Source organism: Rhodococcus sp. BP-316, from assembly GCF_019836105.1.
Classification (GTDB): Bacteria; Actinomycetota; Actinomycetes; order Mycobacteriales; family Mycobacteriaceae; genus Rhodococcoides.
In genome coordinates, this window is sequence record NZ_JABUEE010000004.1 from 80,952 (window position 1) to 107,247 (window position 26,296).

Consider the following 26,296-nt stretch of genomic DNA (forward strand, 5'->3'; position numbering starts at 1 on the left):
TTCCTCCATCAGGCCCAGAGGAACGACGTGTCGTTCACCAGGCGTACGGAGGCCGCGTCGTCGTCGAACCAGTCGACGATGCTGATGGACGCCAGGTCGAGGTGCATCCGGTAGAGGATCGACGGGCCGACGTCCAGGCCGAGCTGCAGGAGCGTCTTGATGGGCGTCACGTGCGAGACCACGACGACGGTCTTCCCCGCGTACTCGGTCGCGATGTGCTCGCGGACCCGGCGCACCCGTTCGAGAACGGCGTCGAAGCTCTCGCCGCCGGGCGGCGCGACGGACGTGTCGCCCATCCACCGCCGATGCAGCTCGGGATCGCGCTCGGTGGCCTCGAGGAAGGTGAGGCCCTCCCACTCGCCGAAGTCCGTCTCCGTCAGATCCTCGACGACGGTGACGGGGACGTCGATCGCGCGGGAGACGGCCGACGCGGTGTCGAACGCCCGGCCCAGCGGTGAGCTCAGGACGACGTCGACGCCGCCCAGCAGTGCGACACGCTGCGCCGCGGCCGCCGCCTGCGCTCGCCCGAGCTCGGTGAGCTCCGGGTTGCCTCGGCCGGAGTACCGACGATCCACCGACAGGGCGGTCTGGCCGTGCCGCAGCAGGATCGTGCGGGTCGCGGCACCCGAGACGGACTGCCAGGCAGGCCGTTCCGACACCGGCGTCGGTGCGCTCGCGACCTCGGCCGCACCGGTGAGCAGCGCGTCCTCACCGTCCATCGCCTGGTTGGCCAGCCGGTCGGCATGCGAGTTCTCGGCGCGCGGGATCCACGCGTACTGCACGTCGTCGAACGTGTCCGCGACAGCGGCTGCTCGCGCGCGCAGCGGAATCATGTCCGGGTGCTTGACCTTCCAGCGGCCGGACATCTGCTCGACCACCAGCTTGGAGTCCATCCGCACCGAGACGCGCGAGGCCCCGAGTTCGCGGGCCGCCTCGAGACCGGCGATCAGTCCGCGGTACTCGGCGACGTTGTTCGTCACCACTCCCAGGTGTTCGCGGCGCTCGGCCAACACCGTGGCTCGCGCCGCGTCCCACACGACGGCTCCGTAGCCGGCGGGCCCGGGGTTGCCTCGCGATCCCCCGTCGGCCTCCACCAGGACGGAGTCGAGCTGGGGACTCACAGACCGGACTCGTTGGTGCGCACCAGGATCGCGTTGCACTCCGAGCACCGCACGACCACGTCGGGCGCGGTGCCGGCGATGCGCGCGATCTCGCCGCGATCCAGCTCGATCCGGCACGCACCGCAGCGCCGACCACGCAGCAGGGCCGCACCGATGCCCGACCGCTCACGCTGCTTCTCGTACATCGCGGACACCTCGGCGGGCAGCTGCGCGGCGAGCTCCTCGCGCTGCGCCGACCGAGTGCGCTCGGCGTTCTCGACGTCGGCGAGCGCGTCGTCGCGTCGACGGGTGGCGTCGACGATCGTGTCCTCGACCTGTGTCAGATTGGCACCGGCGTGCTCGTAGTCGCTCTGCGACGCCTCGCGCTGCTCCATGACCTCGAGCAACTCGTCCTCGAGGATGCCGCGGCGGCGCTCGAGGCTGCCCAGCTCGTGCTGGAGTTCGCTGAGCTGCTTCGCGGGAGCCGCGCCGGAGGCCAGCGCAGCGCGGTCCTTCTCCTCGCGGCGGCGCACGGCGTCGACCTCGCCCTCGAGCTTGCGAATGTCCCGGTCCAGATCGTCGAGCGAGATCTGCACGCCCACGGCTGCGTCCTTGCGGTCGATCCGCTCGCGTTCGAGTGCATCGAGCTCGACCTGCTCGGGAAGAGTGCGTCGACGGTGTGCGAGCTGGGCCAGTTCGGTGTCCATGGCGGCCAGGTCGAGGAGGGAGAGCTGGATCTTCGGGTCGACGTTCACGCGTGTCACGGTACTAGTCCTGCGGGGGACGGACGCCGATGCTCCACGGATCCGTTCTGATCGTCAGTGTCCGGGTGGTCCAGCCGTCGCGATCACCGAACGCGCTGTCCAGCAGGTCGCGCGCCTGGGCGCACCACGGGAACTCCCCCGCCCAGTGCGCGACGTCGATCAGCGCGGGTCCGCCGGCCCGCAGGTGTTCGTCCGCCACGTGGTGTCGCAGGTCGGAGGTCACGTAGGCATCGACACCCGCTGCCGTGACGGCGCCGAGCATCGAGTCCCCGGATCCACCGCACACGGCCACCCGCCGGATCGTCGCGTCCGGGTCGCCGGCGGCGCGCACTCCCCAGGCAGTGGACGGGAGCCGGCTGCCGACGCGGTCGGCGAAGGCGCGCAACGACATCGGCTCGGCCAGCGTCCCGATCCGGCCCAGCCCGCAGTCGGCCGGCAACCCGGCCGTCTCGACGACGTCGAACGCCACTTCCTCGTAGGGGTGCGCCGAGCGCAGCGCGGTGAGAACGACCGCGCGCGCAGAGCGCGGAGCGACCATCTCGACGCGCCGTTCCTCGACCGATTCGACGGTGCCGACGGTGCCGATCGCCGGCCGCGCGTCGTCGACGGGACGGAACTGGCCGTCGCCCACGACGCTCCAGCTGCACTCGCGGTAGTCGCCGATCGACCCGCCGCCCGCGTCGAACATGGCCTGCCGCACAGCGGGGGCGTCGGCCACCGGGACGTACACACCCCACTTGTCGAGGCCCCCGTCCGACTTCTCGTCGAGGGGGCGCAGATCGGTGAGGCCCAGCAGTGTCGCCAGCGCGTCGGACACTCCGGGCTGCGCCGAGTCCGCGTTGGTGTGGGCGGTGAACAGAGCGCACCCCGCCGTGATCAGGCGATGCACCAACGCGCCCTTGGGCGTGTGGGCACCGACCGTGTCCACGCCGCGCAGCAGCAGTGGGTGGTGCACCACGAGCAGATCGGCACCGGCGGTGATCGCCTCGTCCACGACGGCGGCCGTGGCGTCGACGGCGAACATCACGGTGGTCACGGAGTTCGCGGGATCGCCGCACACCAGACCGACCGAGTCCCAGCTCTCGGCGAGCCGGGGCGGGTACGCCGCGTCGAGCACGTCGATGATCTCGGCCAGGGTGGGCGCTGCGGTTCCCGTCGATGCCATCACTCGACCCTAGGTGTGCCCATCTCGCGCACCACGTCACCCCACGCGTCGGCGAGTCGGTCGACGGAGTCCGCGCCCCGCACCGCGATCCGCAGGTGATCCGGGCCGAGGCCGGGAAAGGTGTCGCCTCGGCGGACCGCGACACCGCGGTCCCGCAACGCGGCCCGGATCGCTGCGCCGTTCTCCGCGCGGACGAGCACGAACGACGCCGTCGCCGGTGCCGACACCTCCACCCCGAGTACGCGGAGCCGTTCGACGAGGTACTGCCGCTCGCGGGCGAGCACGAGCGCGTCGGCGTCCACGGACGCGACGGCGTCGGGTTCGCAGCACGCCTCGATCGCGGCCAGCTGCAGGGTGCCCAGCGGCCAGTGGGGTCGGCCCCGGTTCAGTGTGGCGAGGACGTCCGGCGCTCCGAGCGCGTACCCGCACCGCAGCCCCGCGAGGGCGAACGACTTGGTGAGGCTGCGCAGCACCACCACGTCGGGACGAGACTGCGACGCCAGGGACTCGGGCTCGCCGGGCACGGTGTCGGCGAATGCCTCGTCCACGACGAGCACGCGTCCCTCCGCCCGGAGTGCGAGCACGTCCGCGCGGGGATGGCCGACCGACGTCGGGTTGGTGGGATTGCCCAGCACCACCAGGTCGGCGTCGTGCGGAACGGCGGCGTCGACGAGCCGGTACGGCGCGGGCAGGACGACCCGATGCACCGGGACGTCGGCACTGCGCAGGGCGAACTCCGGCTCGGTGAAGGACGGGTGGACGACCGCGGCGAGGCGCGGGCGCAGCCGAGGCAGCATCGCGAATCCTTCGGCCGCTCCGGCGAGCAACAGCACCTCGTCCGGAGATCGACCGTGGCGCAACGCCACTCGGTCACGAACCCGCCGGTCCTCGGCCTCGGACGGATACGCCGCGAGTCGGTCGACCGCCTCGATCAGTCTGCGCCGCAACCACTCGGGGGGCCGGGACCCACGAACGTTCACCGCGAAGTCGAGCATGCCCGCCTCGACCTCCACGTCGCCGTGGTGGCGAAGCAGCGGATCGATACGGGCGTCGCCTGTCACTCGGGTGACTGTAGGCGCTCCATATACTGACCCCCATGTCCACCACAGCCGTCGACCTCGTCCTCTTCGACCTCGACGGCACCCTCACCGATTCCGCACCCGGCATCCTCGCCGGTTTCGATCACGCGCTCGCGACGGTGGGGAGCCCGCCGCCCGGCGACGACGTCCGGGCGCACGTCATCGGTCCGCCGATGATCGACACGTTCCGGTCCCTCGGTCTCGACGAGGACAGGGTCGAGCGCGCCCGCGCCGCCTACACGGAGTACTACGACAGCCGCGGCTGGTCCGAGAACCGGGTGTACGAGGGCATCGTCGACGTGCTGGACGCGCTCGTGGCCGCCGGTGTCCCGATGGCGGTCGCGACGTCGAAGAACGAACGATTCGCACGGCGCATTCTCGAACACTTCGGCCTGGCCGACTACTTCCGCTTCATCGCGGGCGCCAGCGACGACGGCAGCCGCCGGTCCAAGGCGGACGTCGTCGCGCGCGCACTCGAGCAGGTGGGGCGCCCGGCTCGGTCCACGGCCGAGGGCGGTACCGCGTCGGTGGTGATGGTCGGCGACCGCGACCACGACGTGTTCGGCGCCGGGCACTGGGGCATCCCCGTCGTCCTGGTCCGGTGGGGATATGGATTCGAGTCCGAGCACAACGCGGCCTCGTGGTCCGTCGGATCGGCGGCGGAACTCACCACGTTGCTCTCCTCGCTCACGACGGACGCGGCATGACGGTGCACGTGACCTTCGTCTGCACGGGCAACATCTGTCGGTCGCCGATGGCCGAGAAGATCGTGACGCAGGCCCTCGCGGATGCCGGGATGGACGACCGGGTGCGCGTCACCAGCGCCGGCACGGGCGACTGGCACGTCGGCGACGCCGCCGACCCGCGCGCCGCTGCCGAGCTGGAGTCGCACGGCTACCCGTCGGCCCATCGCGCCCGCACCGTCGATGCCGAGATCCTGGGTGCGGACCTCGTCGTCGCGCTGGATCGAACTCACGAGCGCGACCTCCGTCGCCTCGGCGTCCCCGCGGACCGGCTGGCACTGCTGCGCTCGTTCGACCCGGACGCCGATTCCGACTCGGTGGCCGATCCGTACTATGGCGACGACGGCGACTTCCGGACGGTGCGCGAGCAGATCGAGGCGGCCGTCCCCGGTCTACTCGAGGCCCTCACGCAGCACTGACACCCCCGTCGCGACGCGACGACTACGCTGTGTAGTCGTGCGCCGACTGTCGTTCCTTCTCCGTCCCGGGTGGTTGGCACTCGCGGCTGTCGTCATCCTCTTCGCGTACCTCTGCTTCTCCGTTCTCGCGCCCTGGCAACTGGGCAAGAACACCACCACGTCGGCGCGGAACGAGCAGATCAGCCGCTCCTTCGACGCGGAACCGGTCGATGCTGCCGACCTGTTGACCGAGCAGGTCGTCGCCCCCGAGGACGACTGGCGACGGGTCGTGGTCACCGGGACGTACGACGCCGACAGCGATGTGGTGGTCCGCCTGCGCAGCGTCGACGACACCCCGGCCTTCGAAGTCCTCACCCCGTTCGTCACCGACGCCGGGCCCACGATCCTGGTGAACCGCGGCTACGTGCTGCCCACCACGGGTATCGACGTCCCGACCTTCGATCCCCCGCCGGCCGGCACCGTCACGCTGGAGGGCCGCCTGCGCGTCTCGGAACCGTCGGTTCCGGACAAGCCCGCCGTCGCCGGCCCCGGGGTCCCGCAGGTCTACACGATCACGCCCGCCCAGGTCGGTGAGTTGACCGGCACCGATCCGGTCGACGGGTACGTGCAGCTCGCCGACGCGCAGCCCGGCGGTCTCGGTGTTCTCGCGCTGCCGCAGCTCGACGCCGGGCCTTACCTGTCCTACGGGTTGCAGTGGCTGGCGTTCGGCATCATGGCTCCGCTGGGTCTGGCGTACTTCGTGCGCGCCGAGATCAAGGAACGGCGGCGTGGCAACGCCGAGTCGAGTGACGATCTCGAACCGAGCGACGATCTCGAGCCCACCGCCGCTCCCGACGAGTACGACGACGGACTGGACGCGCTGCTGAAGCCGCGGCGAGGCCTACGAAGGAAGTCGGCGCCCGCGGCCGAGTCGACGACGCTGCTGACCGATCGCTACGGCAAGAAGCGCTGACACCGCCGCGGCGCTCGCCTGCACCGCGGCCGACAGGCGCACCGCACGCCGCAGATCGTTCGTCGTGGGGACGCTTCCCCTGCCCAGGACGGGCCGCTGTTCGACACCGTGCGCGTAGGCCGTCTCGCCGCCGAGCCGTACTCCGAGGGCGCCCGCGGCGGTCGACTCGGTCACTCCGGCATTCGGGCTCGGATGGTTGGACGCGCTCGCGCGCCACGCGGCCAGGGCGTCCCGCGGCGTCCCACCCACCGTCGGCGCCGATGCTGCCGTGAGGAGTCCGGTGAGTCGGGCGGGGATCAGGTTGACCACGTCGTCGAGCCGGGCGGCACACCATCCGAACCGTTCGTAGCGCGGCGAGTGGTAGCCGATCATCGCGTCGAGGGTGTTGACCGCGCGGTAGCCGACAGCGCCGGGAGCCCCTGCCACCGCGGCCCAGAAGAGCACGCCCGTCGTCGCGTCCGACGTGTTCTCGGCCACCGATTCGAGCGCCGCCCGCGCCGCGCCCGCGTCGTCCAGCAGAGCGGGATCACGCCCGCAGAGCGACGGCAGAATCGCCCGCGCGGCCGGAAGATCGTTGGCGTCGAGGGCGTCGGCCAGCGCGAGACCCGTGCGGGCCAGCGTCGTTCCGCCGAGACACGCCCAGACCGCGGCGGCCGTCAGCGTCGCACGCGGAACCGGGTGATCGCGCACGAGTCGATCCGCCGCGGCCGTCGCGCCGATGGCTCCACCGACGAGCAGTGCGGTGTGGACGGTTCCGGCGAGTCGGTCGTCCCGGTACGTCCGCGTCTCGAGGGCGGCGGCGAGAGATCCGAAGGCGGCCACGGGATGACGGCGTCGTGGATCCCCCAGCATCAGGTCGGCGAGGTATCCGGACACGATTCCGACGGCGGGTGCGGTGATCATCGTCCGCGATCCTATCCGTCGCGTCACGGTCAGATAGTCGGACGTCCACGTATTCGGCTACCCTGTGCGCATGACGGAGTCGACGCGGACGCAGGACTGGCACACCGGCGCGGACGGCGAGCTGTATCCGCCGGAGCCCTGGTACCTCGGCGGCACCCTGCTGGTGTCGGTCTACCGCGTTCCCGTCCACCAGCTCCCGCAGGACGTGGTGTCCGCCGTGTCCGACGCCGATGCCCGGCTGGTGACGGTCGGCGGGCACGCTGTCGTCTCCGCGGCCTTCGTGCGCTACACCTCGGGCGGCGTCCTGTCCTACGACGAGTTGATCGGCTCGGTACTCGTCCGGCGCGGCGTCACCGTCATGGCCACCATCCCGCACATCTGGGTCGACAGTCCGCAGTCCCGCACCGGTGGGCGCGAACTGTGGTCCATACCGAAGCATCTGGGCGAATTCCGCCGCGAGACGAGCGGGCCGCGTGTCACCGCGTCGATGACGTTCGACGGTGCCCCCGTCGCGGCGCTCGACGCGCGGGTCGGGCGCCGACTCACACCGGGCACGCCGCGCATTCCGCTCACCACCGCACAGCACCTCGGCGGTCGCACCGTCGTGTCCCGCAACACGATCTACGCGACCACCCGCGCGCTGTCGACGACGTGGACGTTCGCATCGGACGGTCCGCTGGGTCACCTGCACGGACGCACGCCGACCGTGAGCGTGGCACTCGCCGACGCCTCCATCGTGTTCGGTGGACACGTCGACCGACGCTGAGCTCGTTGGGGTTGACTGTGGGTCCGCCTACACAGGAGACCCCATGACCGACCTGCAGAACTTCGCCGACACCGTCTTCACCGCCGCAGCCGGGCTGCAGGTCACCACGGCCACCGGCACCGAGGTACGCGGACACATCGATCTGACGAGCGATCATCACACCCCGTGGGGCGTCGTGCACGGCGGCGTCTACGCCTCGGCCGTCGAATCGGCCGCGAGTATCGGTGCGAGCGTGGCGGTCTCGGACCGCGGACAGTTCGCGGTCGGCGTCCACAACGGAACGGACTTCCTCCGGTCGATGACCGAGGGGCGGGTCGACGTGGTCGCCACCCCGCTGCAACAGGGTCGGGTACAGCAGCTCTGGCAGGTGATCATCACCAGCGCCGACTCAGGTAAGGAGATCGCCCGCGGTCAGGTGCGACTGCAGAACGTGGCGAACCCGAACGCCTGACTAGAAGCTCCAGCCGCGGAACAGGTAGCTGATGCGGATCAGGATGTCGACGAGCCCTGCGGACATGTGTTCCTCCGACGTTCGTGCCTGTCAGCGGGCTCGGGTCGCCCCCTGTCCCAGAACACTAGGCACCCGCCGGCCCGTCGGGGGTCGCAACACGGAGAACGGGCGACGTTCTCGTGTCAGTCGGCGAGGGAACGCCACGGTGCCGCGCCTTCGATCTCGAAGGCCACCTCGAGCAGCGTTCGCTCGTCGCCCTGCACACCGGAGAACATGACCCCTACCGGCAGTCCGGCGCTCGAGCGCCCCAGCGGCAGCGACATCGCCGGCGCTCCCGCCACGTTGTGCAGCGGAGTGAACGCGGCGTAGGACGTGAGCCTCTCGAGGTACTCGTCGAACGGCACGTGCGGCGACAGATGCCCCAGCCGCGGCGTGGTGTGCCCGAGCACCGGGGACAGCACCAGGTCGACGCTCGCGAACATCGAGGCGTAGTCGGCACCGGCCCTGCGCAGTCGACGCACCACCGACGGCAATCGGTACCGCGTACGACGGAAGCGGTCCGCGAGTCCCACGGTGAGCGTGTCGAAGTCGCGTTCCGTGCGGCCCTCGAGACGCGGCGTCGTCTTCTGCAGAACGTAGGCGAGGAACGACCAGTACTCGACGAAGTCCTCGGGAAAGCGTGGGTCGATCGGCACGGTGGTCATCTCGTCCACCGTGTGACCGAGGCGCTCGAGGAGCGCGGCGGCGGCGTCCAGCGCGGCGAGCGTCTCGACGTCGGTGGGGCCGCCCGCGGGCGACTGCCGGATCACACCGACCCGCAGTCGCCGCGCCGACGGGCCCGTCACGGTGCCGATCGGTCGCAGGCGTCGTGCACTCGCGTGATCGGCCGCGGCCCAGAACGCGGCGGTGTCACGGACACTGCGCGTCAGCACGCCCTCGGAGACGATCGCGACGGGCAGCAGCTTCTCCAGCGCCGGCAGCACGAACCTGCCGCGCGACGGCTTGAGGCCCACGAGCCCCGTGCAGGCCGCTGGGATCCGGATCGAGCCGCCGCCGTCGTTGCCGTGTGCGAGGGGAACCGCCCCCGCCGCCACCAGCGCCGCGGATCCGCCCGAGGACGCGCCCGTCGAGTACTCGGTGTTCCAGGGGTTCCGGGTGGGCGGCCGGGTCGGGAACTCGGTCGACGCGCTGAGACCGAACTCCGGCAGCGTCGTCTTGGCCATGACACCGAACCCCATCGAGAGCATCTCGCGGGCCACGGGACCGTGCCGGTCCGCGGGACGAGCACGGATGATCTCGGAGCCCTGGCCCGTCGGCAGCCCTCGGACGTCGCTGTTGTCCTTGATCAGCGTCGGCACACCCGCGAACGGCCCCGCCTGGTCGCCGACGACGGGAGTCGTCAGTGGTGGCCCCACCAGCGCGTCCAACTCGGCCATCTTCTCGATGCGCGACAGTGCCGCCGACGCCAGTTCCGCGGCGGAGACCTCGCGCCTGCGCACTCGCAGCGCGAGCCCCACCGCGTCGTCGCGCCCCAACGCATCGTCCGTGAACGCATGTGTCATCGAAGATCCCCCTCGCTTCCGTCACCGGCGAAGCGGTGATTGCGTGCGCGTCCCGCGGGGAACGCTGCACCCCGTGCGCCGCGCTCCGTGGTGCACGCAACTCTAGAGAATGCGGCCACGACCGGTCCGAGACTCACGTCTTCACCGAATACGGTCGTCAGTTACTGTCCTGTGCGAAAGGTTTCTCGGGTGTCCACCACTTCCACCTCGGCCGACAACGCGGCCCCCGCGGTCTCCCGACGCGCCTGGCAGTCGTTGATCGTCCTGCTCATGGGCATGTTCATCGCCCTGCTCGACACGACCATCGTCAACGTCGCGCTCCCCACCATCCGCACCAGCCTCGACGCGTCCGAGGCCACCCTGTCCTGGATCATCTCCGGATACGCGCTCGCGTTCGGCCTGGCACTGATCCCGGCGGGTCGGGTGGGCGACCGCATCGGCCACAAGTGGGTGTTCTTCACCGGACTCGCCCTCTTCACGGTGGCCAGCCTCGCGTGTGGACTCGCGCAGAACGATCTGCAGCTCGTCGCGGCGCGCATCGTGCAGGGACTCGCGGGCGGCATCTTCGTCCCCGCCGTCACCGCCTACATCCAGTTGCTGTTCCCGCCGCAGATGCGGGGCAAGGCCTTCGCCATCATGGGCGCCGTCATCGGCGTCTCGTCCGCACTGGGCCCCATCATCGGCGGTCTGATCATCGAGGCCGCCGGCAGCGAGAGCGGATGGCGGTTGGTCTTCTGGGTCAACCTGCCGTTCGGACTCATCGGCTTGATCCTGGCCGCGAAGATCTTGCCGACCCGCTCCGAGATCGACTCCCCCGACGCCCCCGCGCGCGGTATCGACTGGGTGGGTCTCGCACTCGTCACGGCAGGTCTCGTCGCCATCCTGGTCCCCCTCATCGAGGGCCAGGACACCGGATGGCCGACATGGACGTACGTGACACTCGGCGCCGGCATCGTGCTCATCGGGCTGTTCGGCGCGTGGGAGGTGCGCTACTCGCGTGCCGGCCGCACCCCCCTGGTCCCGCCGCGACTGTTCACCCGGCCCGCGTTCACCGGCGGGGTCATTCTCGCCCTCGTCTACTTCGCTGCCTTCACGTCGATCTTCTTCACCATCTCGATCTTGTGGCAGACCGGTCTCGGCAACTCGGCCCTCGCCTCGGGCGTGGTGTCGATCCCGTTCGCGATCGGCAGCATCATCTCGTCGTCGCAGTCCAACAGGCTGGCCGAACGTCTCGGCCGTAACGTCCTGGTGCTCGGCACGGCCCTCGTCACCCTGGGACTCGTGTGGGCCTGGTTGGTCCTGCTGTTCACCGATGCGTCGGCCCTGACCAACTGGAAGCTGCTGCTGCCCCTGTTCATCGCAGGCCTGGGCAACGGCGCCTTCATCGCTCCCAATGCGCAGTTCATCGTCGCGACGGTAGATCGGCCCGACGCGGGCGCCGCCAGCGGTGTCATCTCGACGATGCAGCGGGTCGGCAGCGCGATCGGCATCGCCATCATCGGCAGCGTCCTCTTCGGCTCGCTGAACGTCATGGGCCCCGGTGAGGACGCCGTCGCGACGGCGTTCACCGACAGCGCGGCGCACGCCATGGGAGTCAGCGCCGGATTCGCCGTGCTCGCGTTCGTCCTGGTCTTCGCACTACCGCGACGGGCTCACTGATCGTCCGCATCCGGTGCCAGAAGGTGCACGTCGTCGGCGACGATCGATCGCAGTAGTTCGTCGACGGCCTTCACCCGCGCCAGTCGCGTGAGATCGCGAGGCATCGCGGTCCAGTAGTCGCGGCGCACGGCGAACTCGTCGGGCAACACGCAGACCAGCTGGTCGTCCGGCTCGCCGATGTAGTTGGGCAACGGTGCGATCCCGAGCCCGTGGCGGGCCGCGAGCCAGTGCCCGGTGATGTTGTTGGTCTGGAACTGCGGTCGACCGTCGAGATGCATGGCGTCGAGGATGCGCAGCGGCACCACGTCCAACAGCGCGTCGACGTACCAGATCAGGACGTGCCGACGCAGGTCGTCGAGGCTCTCCAGTGTGGGCGCGGCGCGGAGGTACGACGGTGACGCGTACAGCTTGAGCTCGTACGACGCCAGCTTCCGCGATGACATGAATCGCGGCGACGGCCGCTCCAGGCTCACGGCGACGTCGAAGCCGCGGGTGCTCAGCGCGTCGTGCTCCGTGGCGGTGACCAGCTCGACGTCGAGTCGGGGGTGGTCCCGGCGCAGCCGCGTCAGCTGCGGCGTGAGCACGAAGGCACCGAAACCGTCCGGGGCGGCGATCCGCACGGAGCCGGTCAGCGAGCCCACGGACGTCGTCTGGTCCTCGAACGCCGCGATCAGCGTCGACTCCACCGTCTCCGCGTAGCCCACGAGGCGTCGCCCCGCCTCCGTCAGCCGCCAGCCCGACGGCGTGCGATCGAAGAGTCGATGGCCCGCCGCCTTCTCCAGACTGGTGATGCGGCGGCCCACCGTCGTGTGGTCGACACCCAGCACTCGCGAGGCGTCGTTGAGGCGCCCGTGGCGCGAGACCTCCAGGAAGAAGCGGAGGTGATCGGCGGAGAACATGCCGTGAGCGTACCCACGACGTGCAGATCTGCACGCGAGAGTGCGCCTTTGGCCTTTGACAGACGCAATTCTGCTAGGGAGACTCAGGTCACAGGCCAGCACTCGACCGAAGGAATCTCCGTGAACACGATCACGCACTGGGTGGACGGCAAGCCGTTCGCCGGCACCTCCGACAAGACCTCCCCCGTCACCAACCCGGCCACCGGTCAGGTCACCGGCGAGCTCGCTCTCGCCACCGTCGAGGATGCCCGCGTCGTCATCGACTCGGCCACCGCCGCCTTCCCCGCCTGGCGCGACACCTCGCTGTCCAAGCGCACCGCGATCCTCTTCAACTTCCGCGAACTGCTCAACGCGAAGAAGGGCGAACTCGCCGAGATCATCACCGCCGAGCACGGCAAGGTCCTCTCCGACGCGCTCGGCGAGATCAGCCGCGGCCAGGAAGTCGTCGAATTCGCCTGCGGTATCCCGCATCTGCTCAAGGGCGGCTTCACCGAGAACGCCTCCACCGGAGTCGACGTCTTCTCCCTGCGCCAGCCGCTCGGACCCGTCGGCATCATCAGCCCGTTCAACTTCCCGGCCATGGTGCCGATGTGGTTCTTCCCCATCGCCATCGCCGCCGGCAACACCGTCGTGCTCAAGCCGTCCGAGAAGGACCCGACGGCGAGCATCTGGATCGCCGAACTGTGGAAGGAAGCGGGCCTGCCCGACGGCGTCTTCAACGTCCTCCAGGGCGACAAGACGGCCGTCGACGAGCTGCTCGAGAACCGCAACATCAAGTCCATCAGCTTCGTCGGCTCCACCCCCATCGCGCAGTACGTCTACGCCACGGGCACCTCGCACGGCAAGCGCGTCCAGGCCCTCGGCGGCGCCAAGAACCACGCCATCGTGCTCCCCGATGCCGACCTCGACCTCGCTGCCGACGCCATGGTCAACGCCGGCTTCGGCTCCGCCGGTGAGCGCTGCATGGCCATCTCCGCCCTCGTCGCGGTCGGCGACATCGCTGACGAGCTGGTCGCCAAGATCGCCGAGCGCACCACCCCGCTCAAGACCGGCGACGGCACCCGCGGCGCAGACATGGGCCCGCTGGTGACCAAGGCGCACCGCGACAAGGTCGCCTCGTACGTCGACGCGGGCGAGGAGTCCGGCGCCACCATCGTCGTCGACGGCCGCACCGTGAAGGCCGACGGCGGAGACGAGGGCTTCTGGCTCGGACCCACCCTCATCGACCACGTCACCCCCGAGATGAGCATCTACACCGACGAGATCTTCGGACCGGTGCTCTCCGTCGTCCGCGTCGACACGTACGACGAGGCGCTGCAGCTGATCAACGACAACCCCTACGGCAACGGCACCGCCATCTTCACCAACGACGGTGGCGCCGCTCGACGCTTCCAGAACGAGGTCGAGGTCGGCATGATCGGCATCAACGTGCCGATCCCGGTTCCCATGGCCTACTACAGCTTCGGTGGCTGGAAGAACAGCCTCTTCGGCGACACCCACGCCCACGGCACCGAGGGCGTGCACTTCTTCACCCGCGCCAAGGCCGTCACCTCCCGCTGGCTCGACCCCAGCCACGGCGGCATCAACCTGGGATTCCCCGAGAACGACTAGTCAGGTCCACGCCGCGCCGCATCGTCTCTCCGCAGTTCGGGAGGCGGTGCGGCATCGGCATTTCCGCATCACGCACCGCCCGACCACGAGAAGGAGCACGACGACGATGTCGACATCCATTTCCTTTCCCCGCTTCCTGCGTATGGGACCCGGCGCCGTCGAGGACCTCGGCCAGGTACTCGACGACCTCGGAGTCGAGCGCCCCCTCCTCGTGACCGACAAGTTCATGGTCAGCACGGGTGCAGCGGACCGCGTCATGGGCATCATCGCGGCCGCCGGCAAGACCGGCGCGCTGTTCGCCGAGACGGTTCCCGACCCCACCACCGACTCCCTCACCGCCGGGGTCGCCGCCGTCGCAGCGCACGACGCGGACGCCGTCATCGGCTTCGGCGGCGGGAGCCCCATGGACACCGCGAAGGCACTGTCGGTGCTGAGCAAGGGCGGCGGCGTCATGCGCGACTACAAGGCACCCGGCCCGTACACCGGACCGGCGCTGCCCATCATCGCCATCCCGACCACGGCCGGAAGCGGTTCGGAAGCGACGCAGTTCACCGTCATCACCGACAGCGAGTCGGACGAGAAGATGCTGTGCCCCGGCCTGTCCTTCCTCCCCATCGCCTCCGTCGTCGACCCCGAACTCACGATGTCCATGCCGCCACGCCTCACCGCGGACACCGGTGTCGACGCGTTGACCCACGCGATCGAGGCGTACGTCAGCACGAAGGCGAACCCGATCTCCGATGCGCTGGCCCTCAACGCCATGCGCACCATCGGACGGTTCCTCGTACGCGCGTACACCGACGGGGACGACGCCGAGGCGCGCGCCGCGATGATGGCCGCGTCCACCCAGGCCGGGATGGCGTTCTCCAACGCCAGCGTGTGTCTGGTGCACGGCATGAGCCGACCCATCGGTGGCCACTTCCATGTCGCACACGGCTTGTCGAACGCGATGCTGCTGCCCGCCGTCACCGCGTTCTCCATCCCCGGCGCCCCGGAGCGGTACGCGGAGTGCGCGCGGCAACTCGGCGCCGCACATGAGGGTGACGGCGACGACGTGGCCTCGGCAGCACTGGTCACCTACATCGAGAACCTCTGCGCGACGGTCGAAGTGCCATCCCCGAGCGCGCACGGTCTCGATGCGGACAAGTGGGAGAAGCTCGTCCCGTTGATGGCGGAGCAGGCACTTGCCTCGGGCTCGCCGAACAACAACCCGGTGGTCCCCACGGCGCAGCAGATCGAGGAACTGTACCGACAGGTGTTCTGACCGGTCGGCGCCGCCCCGTCGCGCTCCCCCGCGCGCAGCGCCCGGCAGCCCCAGCACCCCATCGCCCAGCGCACGACAACCCACTCACCGCTCAGTCGGCGGCACACCCTTCACCCGGTCCACGAACTCGTCGAGCTCCGCTTCGGTGTACGGCGTGTGCACTCGCACGGTCGATCCGGGTCGCAGCGCCACCGACAAACCCGGCCGCCATTCGCGGGAGGGTCGAACCGGACGCGGGGCGAATCCGCCACCGCAATTGGGGCACACGTTCGACAGGCGCGTGACGCAGGCGGTGCAGAAGGTGCACTCGTAGGTACAGACACGAGCGTCGACGGACGACGGGGGCAGATCCACGTCGCACCGTTCGCAATTGGGCCGCATGTCCATGATGTGGGCGCAGAGGGGTTCGAACCCCCGACCGCTGGTGTGTAAAACCAGAGCTCTACCGCTGAGCTATACGCCCCGTCGTTCCCCGACCGAGCCGGGGAACGCGCTCAAGAATCTAGCGTGGCGAGAGCCTTCTCCCAAGCCCCCTGGTCACGGGCCTCGCCCGGACCCATCATCTCGGCGAACCGCACCACTCCGGACGTGTCGATGAGGAAGGTGCCGCGGTTGGCGAACCCGAGGTCCTCGTTGAACACGCCGTACTGCTGCGCCACGGCGCCGTGCGGCCAGAAGTCCGACAGGAGCGGGAACGTGTATCCCTGCTCGGCGGACCAGATCTTGTGCGTGGGAGGCGGACCGACCGAGACGGCGAGCACCGCGGTGTCGTCGTTCTCGAACTTCGGCAGCTCGTCGCGCACCCGGCAGAGTTCACCCTGGCACGTGCCGGTGAACGCGAGCGGGAAGAAGATCAGCAGCACGTTTTTGTTGCTGCGATAGTCCGACAGCGTGACGGGCTGGTTGTTCTGGTCCTTCAACGTGAAGTCGGGAGCCTCGACTCCCACCTCGAGCGTCATCAGCGCTTCGTGGGCTGAGCCTTGGGCTGCACCAGCCGACTGCCGATCCACGCACCGAGGTTCGTGGTGGAGGTCTGGGTGAGGCCCGCGGTGGGTGCGGACTCGGCGATCTCGCTGGGCTCGACATGGCCGGACTGGCCTGTCTTGGGAGTGAGGACCCACACGAAACCGTCGTCGGAGAGGGGGGTGATGGCGTCCATGAGGGCGTCGACCAGGTCTCCGTCCCCGTCGCGCCACCACAGCAGCACGACGTCGACCACCTCGTCGGAATCCTCGTCGACGGTCTCGCCGCCGATCATCTCCTCGACGTCGGCCCGCAAGTCGTCGTCGGTGTCCTCGTCCCAACCCAACTCTTGCACGACCATGTCGCGGGTGACTCCGAGCTTCTGGGCATAGTTCTGGGCGTCCGCCGCGGCGACCACGGTCGTGTCCTCCTTCGAGTCGTGAACCCGATCGAGACCGACCGGGCGATACAGCAAAGTGTGCAGTAGTCAAAGCGAACAGGGTCGGGCGCCCCGGCGCAAGCCGACGCGGCGATCTGCGCGTTTTTCCGTTGCATTGATTTCACGCTTACCCAATCGGGAACCACCTGCACCAAGCGGGGTCCGATGGGGCAGGATTGACCTCGATCACCCGAGATTGACCCAGATCACCGTGAAGCTGCACAGCGGGCCGGCGTCACAGGACCGGCTCGCACTGGACCGGGAGCACACCATGCTCCCGCCACATCGAGGAGAACACACGTTGTCGGAATCGACGAAGGAAGAGCGCACCGACGCGGCAGACGCCGCGATGGGCGCTGTCGCCAGGAAGGCGAGCACGGACGGCCGTGTTCGCGTCATCCGAGAGGGGGTGGCGTCGTACCTTCCGGACATCGACAGTGACGAGACCGACGAGTGGATGGAATCCTTCGACCAGCTCCTCGAGCGCTCCGGGCCGCAGCGCGCCCGCTACCTGATGCTGCGCATGCTCGAGCGTGCCGGCGAGAAGCGTGTGTCCATTCCCGCGCTGACGTCGACCGACTACGTCAACACCATCCCCACCGAGAACGAGCCGTGGTTCCCCGGCGACGAGTCCATGGAACGCCGTTACCGCGCCTGGATCCGCTGGAACGCCGCGATCATGGTGCACCGCGCGCAGCGCCCCGGCGTCGGCGTCGGTGGCCACATCTCCACGTACGCCTCGTCCGCTGCTCTGTACGAGGTGGGCTTCAACCACTTCTTCCGCGGCAAGGACCACCCGGGCGGCGGTGACCACATCTTCATCCAGGGCCACGCCTCCCCCGGCATCTATGCCCGCGCGTTCCTCGAGGGTCGCATTCCGGCCGAGCGTATGGACGGCTTCCGCCAGGAGTACAGCCACGCGGATCAGGGCGGCGGCCTGCCGTCGTACCCGCACCCGCGTCTGATGCAGGACTTCTGGGAGTTCCCGACGGTGTCGATGGGCCTCGGCCCGATGAACGCCATCTACCAGGCGCGCTTCAACCACTACCTCGCCGACCGCGGCATCAAGGACACCACCGATCAGCACGTGTGGGCGTTCCTCGGCGACGGCGAGATGGACGAGCCGGAGTCGCGAGGCCTCGCTCACGTGGCTGCCACCGAGGGTCTGGACAACCTGACCTTCGTCGTCAACTGCAACCTGCAGCGCCTCGACGGCCCGGTGCGCGGCAACGGCAAGATCATCCAGGAACTGGAGTCGTTCTTCCGTGGCGCCGGCTGGAACGTCATCAAGGTCGTGTGGGGCCGCGAGTGGGACACGCTCCTGCACAAGGACCGCGACGGCGCGCTGGTGAACCTGATGAACACCACGCCCGACGGCGACTTCCAGACGTACAAGGCCAACGACGGCAGTTACGTCCGCGACAACTTCTTCGGTCGCGATCCGCGGACCAAGGAACTGGTCAAGGATCTGAGCGACGCCGAGATCTGGAACCTCAAGCGCGGTGGCCACGACTACCGCAAGGTCCACGCCGCGTACGCCGCCGCGATGGAGCACAAGGGCCAGCCGACGGTGATCCTGGCGCACACCATCAAGGGCTACACGCTGGGCAAGCACTTCGAGGGCCGCAACGCGACCCACCAGATGAAGAAGCTGACGCTGGACGACCTCAAGGCGTTCCGCGACATCCAGCACATCCCGATCTCCGACGAGGAGCTCGAGAAGGATCCGTACCTGCCCCCGTACTACCACCCGGGCGAGGACTCCCCCGAGATCCAGTACATGCTCGATCGCCGCAAGGCCCTGGGCGGATACGTCCCGGAGCGTCGCACGTCGGCGAAGCCGCTGCCCATGCCGCCCGACTCGACCTACAAGTCGATCATGAAGGGTTCCGGCAAGCAGGAGGTCGCGACGACCATGGCGCTCGTCCGCGTCATGAAGGAACTTCTTCGCGACAAGGAGATCGGCCATCGCGTCGTGCCGATCATCCCCGACGAGGCCCGCACCTTCGGTATGGACTCGTGGTTCCCGTCGCTCAAGATCTACAACCGCAACGGCCAGCTCTACACCTCGGTCGACTCGGAACTGATGCTCGCCTACAAGGAGAACGTCACCGGCCAGATCCTGCACGAGGGCATCAACGAGGCCGGCTCGACGTCGTCCTTCACGGCCGTCGGCACGTCGTACGCCACTCACGGCGAACCGATGATCCCGCTGTACATCTTCTACTCGATGTTCGGTTTCCAGCGGACCGGCGACGGCCTCTGGGCCGCTGCCGACCAGATGGCCCGCGGCTTCGTGCTCGGCGCCACCGCCGGCCGCACCACCCTCACCGGTGAGGGCCTGCAGCACGCCGACGGACACTCGCTGTTGCTCGCGGCGACCAACCCGGCGGCCGTCGCGTACGACCCGGCGTTCTCGTTCGAGATCGCGCACATCATCAAGGACGGTCTGCGCCGGATGTACGGCGGCACCGAGGGTGTGGAGGGATTCGGTGGAGAGAACATCTTCTACTACATCACTCTGTACAACGAGCCGTACCGCCAGCCGGCGGAGCCCGAGAACCTCGACGTCGAGGGTCTGCTGAAGGGCATCTATCTGTTCCGGAAGGGCAAGGCCGACGGCCCGAAGGCACAGATCCTGGTCTCCGGTGTGGGCATGCCGTCCGGGCTGCGTGCGCAGGAACTCCTCGCCGAGGACTACGGCGTGTCCGCGGACGTCTGGTCGGTGACCAGCTGGGGCGAACTCCGCCGCGACGGTGTCGACGCCGAGACCGAGGCCCTGCGCAACCCCGGCGACGAGCCGCGCGTCCCGTACGTCACCAGCAAGCTGCAGGAGGCGGAGGGACCCTTCGTCGCCGCGTCGGACTGGATGCGTGCTGTCCCGGATCAGATCCGTCAGTGGGTTCCCGGCCATTACACGACGCTGGGCACCGATGGGTTCGGCTTCTCCGACACCCGCACCGCGGCACGGCGGCACTTCAACGTCGACGCCGAGTCGATCGTCGTCGCCGTGCTGTCCGCGCTCGCCCGCTCGGGTGAGGTGGACAAGGACAAGGCCGTCGAGGCAGCCGAGCGCTACCAGATCGACGACGTCCTGGCCGCTCCGATCTCCACGGCCGATCCGGGCGTCGCCTGACAGTTGCACCAGGCACGCCGCGTAAGTTCGTGGCCATGGCCGACATCGCTCCCGATTCCCCCGACGGTTCGCCGGAGGGGGAATCGGAGCGTGTCCGGGAACGCCGCGAGCTCCGCCGCGCCGCCGCGGAGGCCCACCGACCCGGTGGCGCGATCCGCGCGAGACAACAACGAGTCCCGCTTCCCGATGCACTGCTGCGACGGGTGAAGCAGTTCTCCAGCAGGCTCTCCACCGAGGCGCTGACCCAGATGCAGGATCAGCTGCCGTTCGTGAGCGACCTCGATGCGTCGCAGCGCGCGAGTGTGCAGATGCTCGTGCAGACGGCCGTCGTCAACTTCCTCGAGTGGTTGCAGAACCCCGACAGCGACATCCGCTTCAGCCTCGACGCGTTCCAGGTCATCCCGCAGGATCTGGCGCGGCGCCTGACTCTGCGGCAGACCGTCGACATGGTCCGGGTCGCCATGGAGTTCTTCGAGCAGTGGCTCCCGGCCCTGGCGCGCAACGATCAGCAACTCGTCGCACTCACGGAAGCAGTGCTGCGCTACGGGCGCGAGTTGGGATTCGCCGCCGCGTCGGTGTACGCGAGCGCGGCCGAGTCGCGTGGCGCGTGGGACACCCGGCTCGAGGCCCTCGTGGTGGACGCCGTCGTCCGCGGCGACACCGGCTCGGACATGCTCTCGCGTGCTGCGACCCTCAACTGGGACGCGACCGCCCCGGCCACCGTGCTCGTCGGATCGCCTCCACCGGATCAGGGCGTCTCCGTCGTCGGGACCGTGCACACGGTGGCGCAGCGCCACCATCGCGCCGCGCTCGCCGTGGTGCAGGGCACGCGTCTGGTCATGGTGGTCTCCGGTCATCTCTCCGGCGACCCGACCAGTGCCGCCTTCCTCGACGACCTCATGCGCAACTTCTCCGACACCCCTGTGGTCATCGGCCCGACGACCCGCACCCTCGGCGCCGCGCACTCGAGTGCCGTGGAGGCGTTCGCGGGGATGCAGGCGGTGGTCGGATGGCGGGGAGCACCGCGGCCGGTGCACGCGGGTGAACTACTGCCGGAACGAGCGTTGCTGGGCGATCAGGCGGCGGTCACGTCGCTCAACGAGCTCATCGTCCAGCCGCTCCAGGCTGCCGGATCGGCACTCTCGGACACGCTCGATGCGTATCTCGATTGCGGCGGAGCGGTCGAGACGTGTGCCAGGTCACTGTTTGTTCATCCAAATACTGTGCGATATCGGCTCAAGCGAATCGCGGAGGTGACTGGTCGGGATCCCACCAATGCCCGTGATGCGTACGTCCTGAGAATCGCGGCAACAGTGGGTCGCCTGTCGCAATCCCATAACGAAAGCCCATCACCGATAACAACAGTCACAGCCGGAACATTTGGGAATCTCATACAGTAACGGATCTTGCGCCAGGAGCGATGCGACCCATCCTGCAGGGCGTTTGTAGGGTTCTGACAAATACGACCGACAAGGTTCATCGCGTAGAACATCTCCTGAAACGGCCTTCACAGTGTTTTCTTAGTTCCGTGATTGCAGTGCTTTCGCCCGGACAGGGCTCTCAGACACCCGGCATGCTCGTGCCGTGGCTCGGACTCCCCGGGGCCGCGGATCGTCTCGCCCTCTGGTCGCAGGCGTCGGGCCTCGACCTGACGCGGCTCGGAACCACCGCCACGGCGGAGGAGATCACCGACACCGCCGTGACCCAGCCGCTCGTCGTGGCCGCTGCGCTCCTCGCCTTCGAGGAGATCGAGCGCACGCACGGACTGCCGGAGAACATGGTCGTCGCCGGCCACTCCGTCGGTGAACTCGCCGCAGCCGCCGTCGCGGGCGTCATCTCCGCCGACGACGCGGTCGCTCTCGCCGCGATCCGCGGCGCCGAGATGGCCAAGGCCTGCGCACTGGCTCCGACCGGCATGTCCGCCGTGCTCGGTGGCGACGAGGACGCGGTGCTCGAGCGTCTGACCGAGCTCGGCCTCGAGGCCGCCAACCGGAACGCCGCCGGCCAGATCGTGGCCGCCGGTCTCCTCACCGACCTCGCCGAGCTCGCCGCGAACCCGCCCGAGAAGGCACGCATTCGCCCGCTGCCCGTCGCCGGCGCGTTCCACACGCGCTTCATGGCACCCGCGCAGGACGCCGTGGTCGCCGCAGCTGCCTCCATCACGCCGTCCGATCCGACGCGTCGCCTGCTCTCCAACCTCGACGGCCGCGAGGTCACCTCCGGCGCGGACGCACTGGCCAAGCTCGCCGGCCAGGTCACCCGGCCCGTCCGGTGGGATCTGTGCACAGCGACGCTGCGCGCGGCCGAGGTCGCCTCGATCGTCGAGCTCCCGCCGGCCGGCACCCTCGTCGGGATCGCCAAGCGCGAGATGCGCGGCACCCCGACGGTCGCCCTCAAGACTCCGGAGGACGTCTCCGGCCTCACCGCCCCGGTATCGGTCGGTTAGGTTACTGCGCGCAACCCCGCCGGTCCGTCACGGACCGGGCCGGGGATGCGCATCGCTCACCGCACGTCGTGAGGTGAGCGGGGCCGGTACGTAGCCGGCCCGACTCGAGAACGAGCGTTCGTCGAGACAGCATCCGCACCGGCGCACAGTCGCGCCGTGTGCACAGTTCCTTACACGAAGGGAGCCACTCCGTGGCCACGCAGGAAGAACTCATCGCCGGACTCGCCGAGATCATCGAAGAGGTCACCGGCATCGAGCCGTCCGAGGTGACCGTCGAGAAGTCGTTCGTCGACGACCTGGACATCGACTCCCTCTCCATGGTCGAGATCGCAGTGCAGACCGAGGACAAGTACGGCGTCAAGATCCCCGACGAGGATCTCGCCAGCCTCCGCACCGTCGGCGACGCCGTGAACTACATCCAGAAGCTCGAAGCCGAGAACCCCGAGGCCGCCGAGGCCATCAAGGCGAAGCTCGACAACCAGAGCGACTCCGCAGGCGAGTGAGCACGACCGTGACCACGCCCAGCACAGCCAACGGGGGCTTCCGCAACGTCGTCGTGACCAGCCTGGCGGTGACCACCTCCATCGCCGGTGACGTCGACGCGACGTGGAAGGGACTGCTGAACGGGGAGAGCGGCATCGACGTGCTCGAGGACGATTTCGTCACCGAGTTCGATCTTCCGGTTCGCATCGGCGGCCATCTGGCCGTCAATCCATCGACTCTTCTCTCTCGCGTCGAGCAACGACGCATGAGCTACGTCGAGCAGATGGCATACGTCCTGGGCAAGGAGGTGTGGAAGAACGCCGGCAGCCCCGAGGTCGACTCGGAGCGGTTCGGCGTCTCGATCGGCACCGGCCTGGGCGGCGGAGACGCACTGCTCGACGCCGACAAGAAGATGCGCGAGGGCGGGTACCGCAAGGTGTCCCCGCTCGCCGTGCAGATGATCATGCCGAACGGACCGTCGGCTGTCGTGGGGCTCGACCTGGGTGCACGCGCCGGTGTCATCACACCGGTGTCGGCATGCTCGTCGGGATCGGAAGCGATCGCTCACGCATGGCGGATGATCGTCATGGGCGACGCGGACATCATGGTCACGGGTGGGGTCGAGGGACACATCGACGCGGTGCCGATCGCGGCCTTCTCGATGATGCGTGCCATGAGCACACGCAACGACGATCCGCAGGCGGCCTCGCGGCCGTTCGACAAGGATCGTGACGGCTTCGTCTTCGGCGAGTCCGGTGCGCTCATGGTGATCGAGAGCGAGGAGCACGCCAAGGCTCGCGGCGCGACGATCCATGCTCGCCTTCTCGGCGCCGGCATCACCTCGGACGGGTACCACCTGGTGGCTCCCGATCCGGCCGGAACCGGTGCGGCGCGTGCGATGCGCCGGGCCATCGAGACGGCGGGACTGACGGCGCAGGACATCTCGCACGTCAACGCACACGCCACGGCCACTCCCATCGGGGACACGGCCGAGGCCACCGCGATCAACGCTGCGGTGGGCAACCACGCATCGGTGTACGCGCCGAAGTCGGCCCTCGGGCACTCCATCGGCGCTGTCGGCGCCCTGGAGTCGATCCTGACAGTGCTCAGCATCCGGGACGGGATCGTTCCGCCCACGCTGAACCTGGACAACCAGGATCCGGAGATCGACCTCGACGTCGTGTCGGGCGAGGCCCGTCGCGGCGAGATCGAGTACGCACTGAACAACTCGTTCGGATTCGGTGGGCACAATGTTGCGCTCGCCTTCGGACGCCACTGACGGCTCCGCAGCCGTCACGGCGTGACAGTCGTACGCGCACGAGGGCGGAGGTCCGGCGACCGCGGTCGCCGGATCTTCGCCCGCACCACCACTCCCCTGCCGGGAGCGGCAGTATGAAGGGGAGAACACGATGACCGTCCTCGCTCCGCACACCCGCCACTCCTCGTCGCGTGACCCGCGCGACCCCCTCGCCCGTCTCGAGAAGCTCTTCGACTCCGGTACGACCACCCCGCTGCACGACCGTGACAAGTCCGGTGTGCTGGCCGCCTCGGGTGAGATCGACGGAGTCCGCACCATCGCCTACTGCTCCGACGCCACCGTCATGGGCGGCGCCATGGGAGTCGACGGCTGCAAGCACATCGTCTCCGCCATCGACGAGGCCCTGGACTCCGGAGCGCCCATCGTCGGCATCTGGCACTCCGGTGGGGCCCGTCTCGCCGAGGGCGTCGAGGCCCTGCACGCCGTCGGGCTGGTCTTCGAGGCCATGGTCCGTGCGTCGGGCACCGTTCCGCAGATCTCGGTCGTGCTCGGATTCGCCGCCGGCGGCGCCGCGTACGGCCCCGCGCTCACCGACGTCGTGATCATGGCCCCCGAGGGCCGGGTCTTCGTAACCGGTCCCGACGTGGTGCGCAGCGTCACCGGCGAGCAGGTCGACATGGCCTCGCTCGGTGGGCCCGACACCCACTTCCGCAAGTCCGGCGTCTGCCACATCGTCGCCGACGACGAACTCGACGCCCTCGCACGGGGACGTCGGCTCGTGTCGATGTTCAGTGAGCAGGGCGAGTTCGACCTGGCCGCCGCCCAGCACGGCGACACCGATCTCAAGGCACTCCTGCCCGCGTCGAACCGCCGCGCGTACGACGTGCACCCGGTCGTCAACGAGCTGCTCGACAACGTCGAGGGCGAGTCGTCCTTCGAGGAGTTCCAGGGTGGTTGGGCGCGCAGCATCGTCACCGGGCTCGGCCGCCTCGGCGGTCGCTCGGTCGGTGTCATCGCCAACAACCCGATCCGCCTCGGTGGGTGCCTCAACTCCGAGTCCGCCGAGAAGGCCGCCCGCTTCGTCCGCCTGTGCGATGCCTTCGGCATCCCGCTCGTCGTCGTCGTGGACGTCCCCGGATACCTGCCAGGCGTCAGCATGGAGTGGGAGGGCGTGGTCCGCCGCGGTGCCAAGCTGCTGCACGCGTTCGCCGAGGCCACCGTGCCCCGCGTGACACTGGTGACCCGCAAGATCTACGGCGGCGCGTACATCGCGATGAACTCACGGGCTCTCGGAGCAACGGCCGTCTACGCCTGGCCGGAGTCCGAGGTCGCGGTCATGGGCGCCAAGGCGGCCGTGGGCATCCTGCACAAGAAGGCACTGGCAGCGGCGCCCGATCACGAGCGCGAGGCGCTGCACGACCGTTTGACGGCCGAGCACGAGGCCATCGCCGGTGGTGTCGAGCGGGCCGTGGGCATCGGCGTCGTGGACGCGATCATCGATCCGGCCGCCACCCGCAGCACTCTCACCCGCGCGCTGGCGGACGCCCCGGCGCGCCGTGGTCGCCACAAGAACATCCCGCTCTGAGTGGCGTCGCCCCGTGAGCCTTTTGCGCATCCCTGGATGCGCAAAAGGCTCACGGGGGCCGGAGGCCCACTAACTCGCGAGCCAGGTGACCTCTCCGCCGACTCCACCGAGACGGAACTGTTCGAGCTCCGCGTCCCAGGCGGTACCGAGAACGTGATCCAGCTGCGCGTACACGTCGCCGCGTCCCTGTTCGAGGATCGACCGCAGCCGCTGCTCGCCCACCATGACGTCGCCGTTGGCACTGGTGGCGCCGTGCCACAGGCCGAGGCCGGGCACGTGCGCGAAGCGTTCACCGTCGACACCCTCACTGGGGTCCTCGGTGACCTCGAAACGCAGCATCTGCCATGAGCGCAGCACGCTGGCCAACCGGGCGCCGGTGCCCACGGGGCCGGTCCAGTTGGTGGTGGCCCGCAGTTGACCGTCGAATGCGGGCTGCGCGGTCCACTTGAGATTTGCTCGGCAGTCGAGCGCATCGGACAGCGCCCATTCGACATGCGGGCACAGCGCGGCCGGCGACGAGTGAATGTAGACGACACCCGTGGTCGAGTCCGCGAATTGGTTCAGTGCGTTCACCGTTGCCTCCAGCTTCGACGAGGGACGTCTTCCCCAACGGCCTGACGCGTCTGCTGATGTACGGCTTCTACCAGTG

At 69.1% G+C, this 26,296-nt stretch carries 25 protein-coding genes and 1 tRNA gene; 14 read left to right on the plus strand and 12 right to left on the minus strand.

Translation table 11 applies throughout. From position 1 onward, the window contains the following. Positions 1-8 precede the first annotated feature (8 nt). From HQ312_RS08925 to cobC, 4 genes are read right to left on the minus strand one after another with little or no spacing between them, the layout of a single operon-like run. Complete coding sequence (locus HQ312_RS08925) at positions 9-1,121, minus strand: bifunctional RNase H/acid phosphatase (protein ID WP_222638390.1); 1,113 nt, start codon at positions 1,119-1,121, stop codon at positions 9-11. After that, positions 1,118-1,855 carry a zinc ribbon domain-containing protein gene (locus HQ312_RS08930; RefSeq protein ID WP_027505779.1) on the minus strand — a complete coding sequence of 246 codons (738 nt, stop codon included), beginning with the start codon at positions 1,853-1,855 and terminating at the stop codon, positions 1,118-1,120. Before HQ312_RS08930 ends, HQ312_RS08925 begins: the two co-directional genes overlap by 4 nt. A gap of 13 nt (positions 1,856-1,868) precedes the next feature. Continuing rightward, positions 1,869-3,029, minus strand: a complete 1,161-nt coding sequence (locus HQ312_RS08935) for a Nif3-like dinuclear metal center hexameric protein (RefSeq protein ID WP_222638391.1) — start codon at positions 3,027-3,029, stop codon at positions 1,869-1,871. Further along, positions 3,029-4,090 carry an Rv2231c family pyridoxal phosphate-dependent protein CobC gene (gene cobC, locus HQ312_RS08940; RefSeq protein WP_222638392.1) on the minus strand — a complete coding sequence of 354 codons (1,062 nt, stop codon included), beginning with the start codon at positions 4,088-4,090 and terminating at the stop codon, positions 3,029-3,031. The genes HQ312_RS08935 and cobC overlap by 1 nt, the downstream gene beginning before the upstream one ends. 35 nt (positions 4,091-4,125) lie before the next feature. On the opposite strand from cobC, the gene HQ312_RS08945 reads away from it, so the two are divergent. The 3 genes from HQ312_RS08945 to HQ312_RS08955 are packed head-to-tail and all read left to right on the plus strand — an operon-like array spanning position 4,126 to position 6,222. Then, the gene (locus HQ312_RS08945; protein WP_222638393.1) at positions 4,126-4,815 is read left to right on the plus strand and encodes an HAD-IA family hydrolase; all 690 of its coding nucleotides are present in this window, start codon (positions 4,126-4,128) and stop codon (positions 4,813-4,815) included. Next, on the plus strand, positions 4,812-5,270 hold the full coding sequence (locus tag HQ312_RS08950) for a low molecular weight protein-tyrosine-phosphatase (RefSeq protein ID WP_027505775.1): 459 nt from the start codon (positions 4,812-4,814) through the stop codon (positions 5,268-5,270). The genes HQ312_RS08945 and HQ312_RS08950 overlap by 4 nt, the downstream gene beginning before the upstream one ends. Positions 5,271-5,307: 37 nt before the next feature. Continuing rightward, positions 5,308-6,222 carry an SURF1 family protein gene (locus HQ312_RS08955; protein WP_027505774.1) on the plus strand — a complete coding sequence of 305 codons (915 nt, stop codon included), beginning with the start codon at positions 5,308-5,310 and terminating at the stop codon, positions 6,220-6,222. Here the strand turns inward: HQ312_RS08955 and HQ312_RS08960 are convergent. Beyond that, positions 6,151-7,125, minus strand: a complete 975-nt coding sequence (locus HQ312_RS08960) for a cobalamin biosynthesis protein (RefSeq protein WP_222638394.1) — start codon at positions 7,123-7,125, stop codon at positions 6,151-6,153. The two genes, HQ312_RS08955 and HQ312_RS08960, sit on opposite strands and share 72 nt — an antisense overlap. 70 nt (positions 7,126-7,195) lie before the next feature. Between HQ312_RS08960 and HQ312_RS08965 the strand changes: the two genes are divergently transcribed. Further along, entirely contained in the window at positions 7,196-7,891 is a 696-nt protein-coding gene (locus HQ312_RS08965; protein WP_222638395.1) for an acetoacetate decarboxylase family protein, read from the plus strand. 43 nt (positions 7,892-7,934) lie between these two features. Next, the gene (locus HQ312_RS08970) at positions 7,935-8,342 is read left to right on the plus strand and encodes a PaaI family thioesterase (RefSeq protein ID WP_056445720.1); all 408 of its coding nucleotides are present in this window, start codon (positions 7,935-7,937) and stop codon (positions 8,340-8,342) included. Positions 8,343-8,524: 182 nt separating this feature from the next. On the opposite strand, the gene HQ312_RS08975 is transcribed toward HQ312_RS08970, so the two are convergent. Then, complete coding sequence (locus HQ312_RS08975; RefSeq protein WP_222638396.1) at positions 8,525-9,904, minus strand: amidase; 1,380 nt, start codon at positions 9,902-9,904, stop codon at positions 8,525-8,527. Positions 9,905-10,093: 189 nt separating this feature from the next. Between HQ312_RS08975 and HQ312_RS08980 the strand changes: the two genes are divergently transcribed. After that, complete coding sequence (locus HQ312_RS08980) at positions 10,094-11,563, plus strand: MFS transporter (RefSeq protein WP_027505769.1); 1,470 nt, start codon at positions 10,094-10,096, stop codon at positions 11,561-11,563. On the opposite strand, the gene HQ312_RS08985 is transcribed toward HQ312_RS08980, so the two are convergent. Further along, positions 11,557-12,462: a LysR family transcriptional regulator gene (locus tag HQ312_RS08985; protein ID WP_027505768.1), complete on the minus strand. Its 906-nt coding sequence runs from the start codon at positions 12,460-12,462 to the stop codon at positions 11,557-11,559. The two genes, HQ312_RS08980 and HQ312_RS08985, sit on opposite strands and share 7 nt — an antisense overlap. A gap of 120 nt (positions 12,463-12,582) precedes the next feature. Between HQ312_RS08985 and HQ312_RS08990 the strand changes: the two genes are divergently transcribed. Then, positions 12,583-14,073: a CoA-acylating methylmalonate-semialdehyde dehydrogenase gene (locus HQ312_RS08990; protein WP_042575241.1), complete on the plus strand. Its 1,491-nt coding sequence runs from the start codon at positions 12,583-12,585 to the stop codon at positions 14,071-14,073. A 106-nt stretch (positions 14,074-14,179) separates the two neighbouring features. Beyond that, complete coding sequence (locus HQ312_RS08995) at positions 14,180-15,337, plus strand: iron-containing alcohol dehydrogenase (RefSeq protein ID WP_222638397.1); 1,158 nt, start codon at positions 14,180-14,182, stop codon at positions 15,335-15,337. A gap of 84 nt (positions 15,338-15,421) precedes the next feature. Here HQ312_RS08995 and HQ312_RS22295 read toward each other — a convergent pair whose 3' ends face one another. The 4 genes from HQ312_RS22295 to HQ312_RS09015 all read right to left on the minus strand — a co-directional run bounded on the left by HQ312_RS22295 (position 15,422) and on the right by HQ312_RS09015 (position 16,718). Then, positions 15,422-15,724: a DUF1272 domain-containing protein gene (locus tag HQ312_RS22295; RefSeq protein ID WP_374198287.1), complete on the minus strand. Its 303-nt coding sequence runs from the start codon at positions 15,722-15,724 to the stop codon at positions 15,422-15,424. A gap of 4 nt (positions 15,725-15,728) precedes the next feature. Then, positions 15,729-15,800 (minus strand) — tRNA-Val (locus HQ312_RS09005). A gap of 31 nt (positions 15,801-15,831) precedes the next feature. Next, on the minus strand, positions 15,832-16,296 hold the full coding sequence (locus HQ312_RS09010; protein ID WP_222638399.1) for a peroxiredoxin: 465 nt from the start codon (positions 16,294-16,296) through the stop codon (positions 15,832-15,834). Next, complete coding sequence (locus HQ312_RS09015) at positions 16,296-16,718, minus strand: DUF3052 domain-containing protein (protein WP_027505760.1); 423 nt, start codon at positions 16,716-16,718, stop codon at positions 16,296-16,298. Before HQ312_RS09015 ends, HQ312_RS09010 begins: the two co-directional genes overlap by 1 nt. Positions 16,719-17,088: 370 nt before the next feature. Between HQ312_RS09015 and aceE the strand changes: the two genes are divergently transcribed. From aceE to HQ312_RS09045, 6 genes are all read left to right on the plus strand, one after another. Next, on the plus strand, positions 17,089-19,875 hold the full coding sequence (gene aceE, locus HQ312_RS09020; RefSeq protein ID WP_261782205.1) for a pyruvate dehydrogenase (acetyl-transferring), homodimeric type: 2,787 nt from the start codon (positions 17,089-17,091) through the stop codon (positions 19,873-19,875). 35 nt (positions 19,876-19,910) lie between these two features. After that, positions 19,911-21,275, plus strand: a complete 1,365-nt coding sequence (locus tag HQ312_RS09025; protein ID WP_081821256.1) for a CdaR family transcriptional regulator — start codon at positions 19,911-19,913, stop codon at positions 21,273-21,275. A gap of 128 nt (positions 21,276-21,403) precedes the next feature. Continuing rightward, a complete protein-coding gene (locus HQ312_RS09030) occupies positions 21,404-22,321 on the plus strand; it encodes an ACP S-malonyltransferase (protein ID WP_027505757.1) in 918 nt (305 codons plus the stop codon). A 191-nt stretch (positions 22,322-22,512) separates the two neighbouring features. Beyond that, complete coding sequence (gene acpM / locus HQ312_RS09035; RefSeq protein ID WP_027505756.1) at positions 22,513-22,824, plus strand: meromycolate extension acyl carrier protein AcpM; 312 nt, start codon at positions 22,513-22,515, stop codon at positions 22,822-22,824. An 8-nt stretch (positions 22,825-22,832) separates the two neighbouring features. Further along, on the plus strand, positions 22,833-24,083 hold the full coding sequence (locus HQ312_RS09040) for a KasA/KasB family beta-ketoacyl-ACP synthase (protein WP_027505755.1): 1,251 nt from the start codon (positions 22,833-22,835) through the stop codon (positions 24,081-24,083). A 130-nt stretch (positions 24,084-24,213) separates the two neighbouring features. Then, positions 24,214-25,647, plus strand: coding sequence for an acyl-CoA carboxylase subunit beta (locus tag HQ312_RS09045; protein WP_222638400.1), 1,434 nt, complete (start codon positions 24,214-24,216; stop codon positions 25,645-25,647). Between the two features lie 69 nt (positions 25,648-25,716). Here HQ312_RS09045 and HQ312_RS09050 read toward each other — a convergent pair whose 3' ends face one another. Next, positions 25,717-26,220 carry a DUF3145 domain-containing protein gene (locus HQ312_RS09050; RefSeq protein ID WP_027505753.1) on the minus strand — a complete coding sequence of 168 codons (504 nt, stop codon included), beginning with the start codon at positions 26,218-26,220 and terminating at the stop codon, positions 25,717-25,719. Positions 26,221-26,296: the final 76 nt, after the last annotated feature.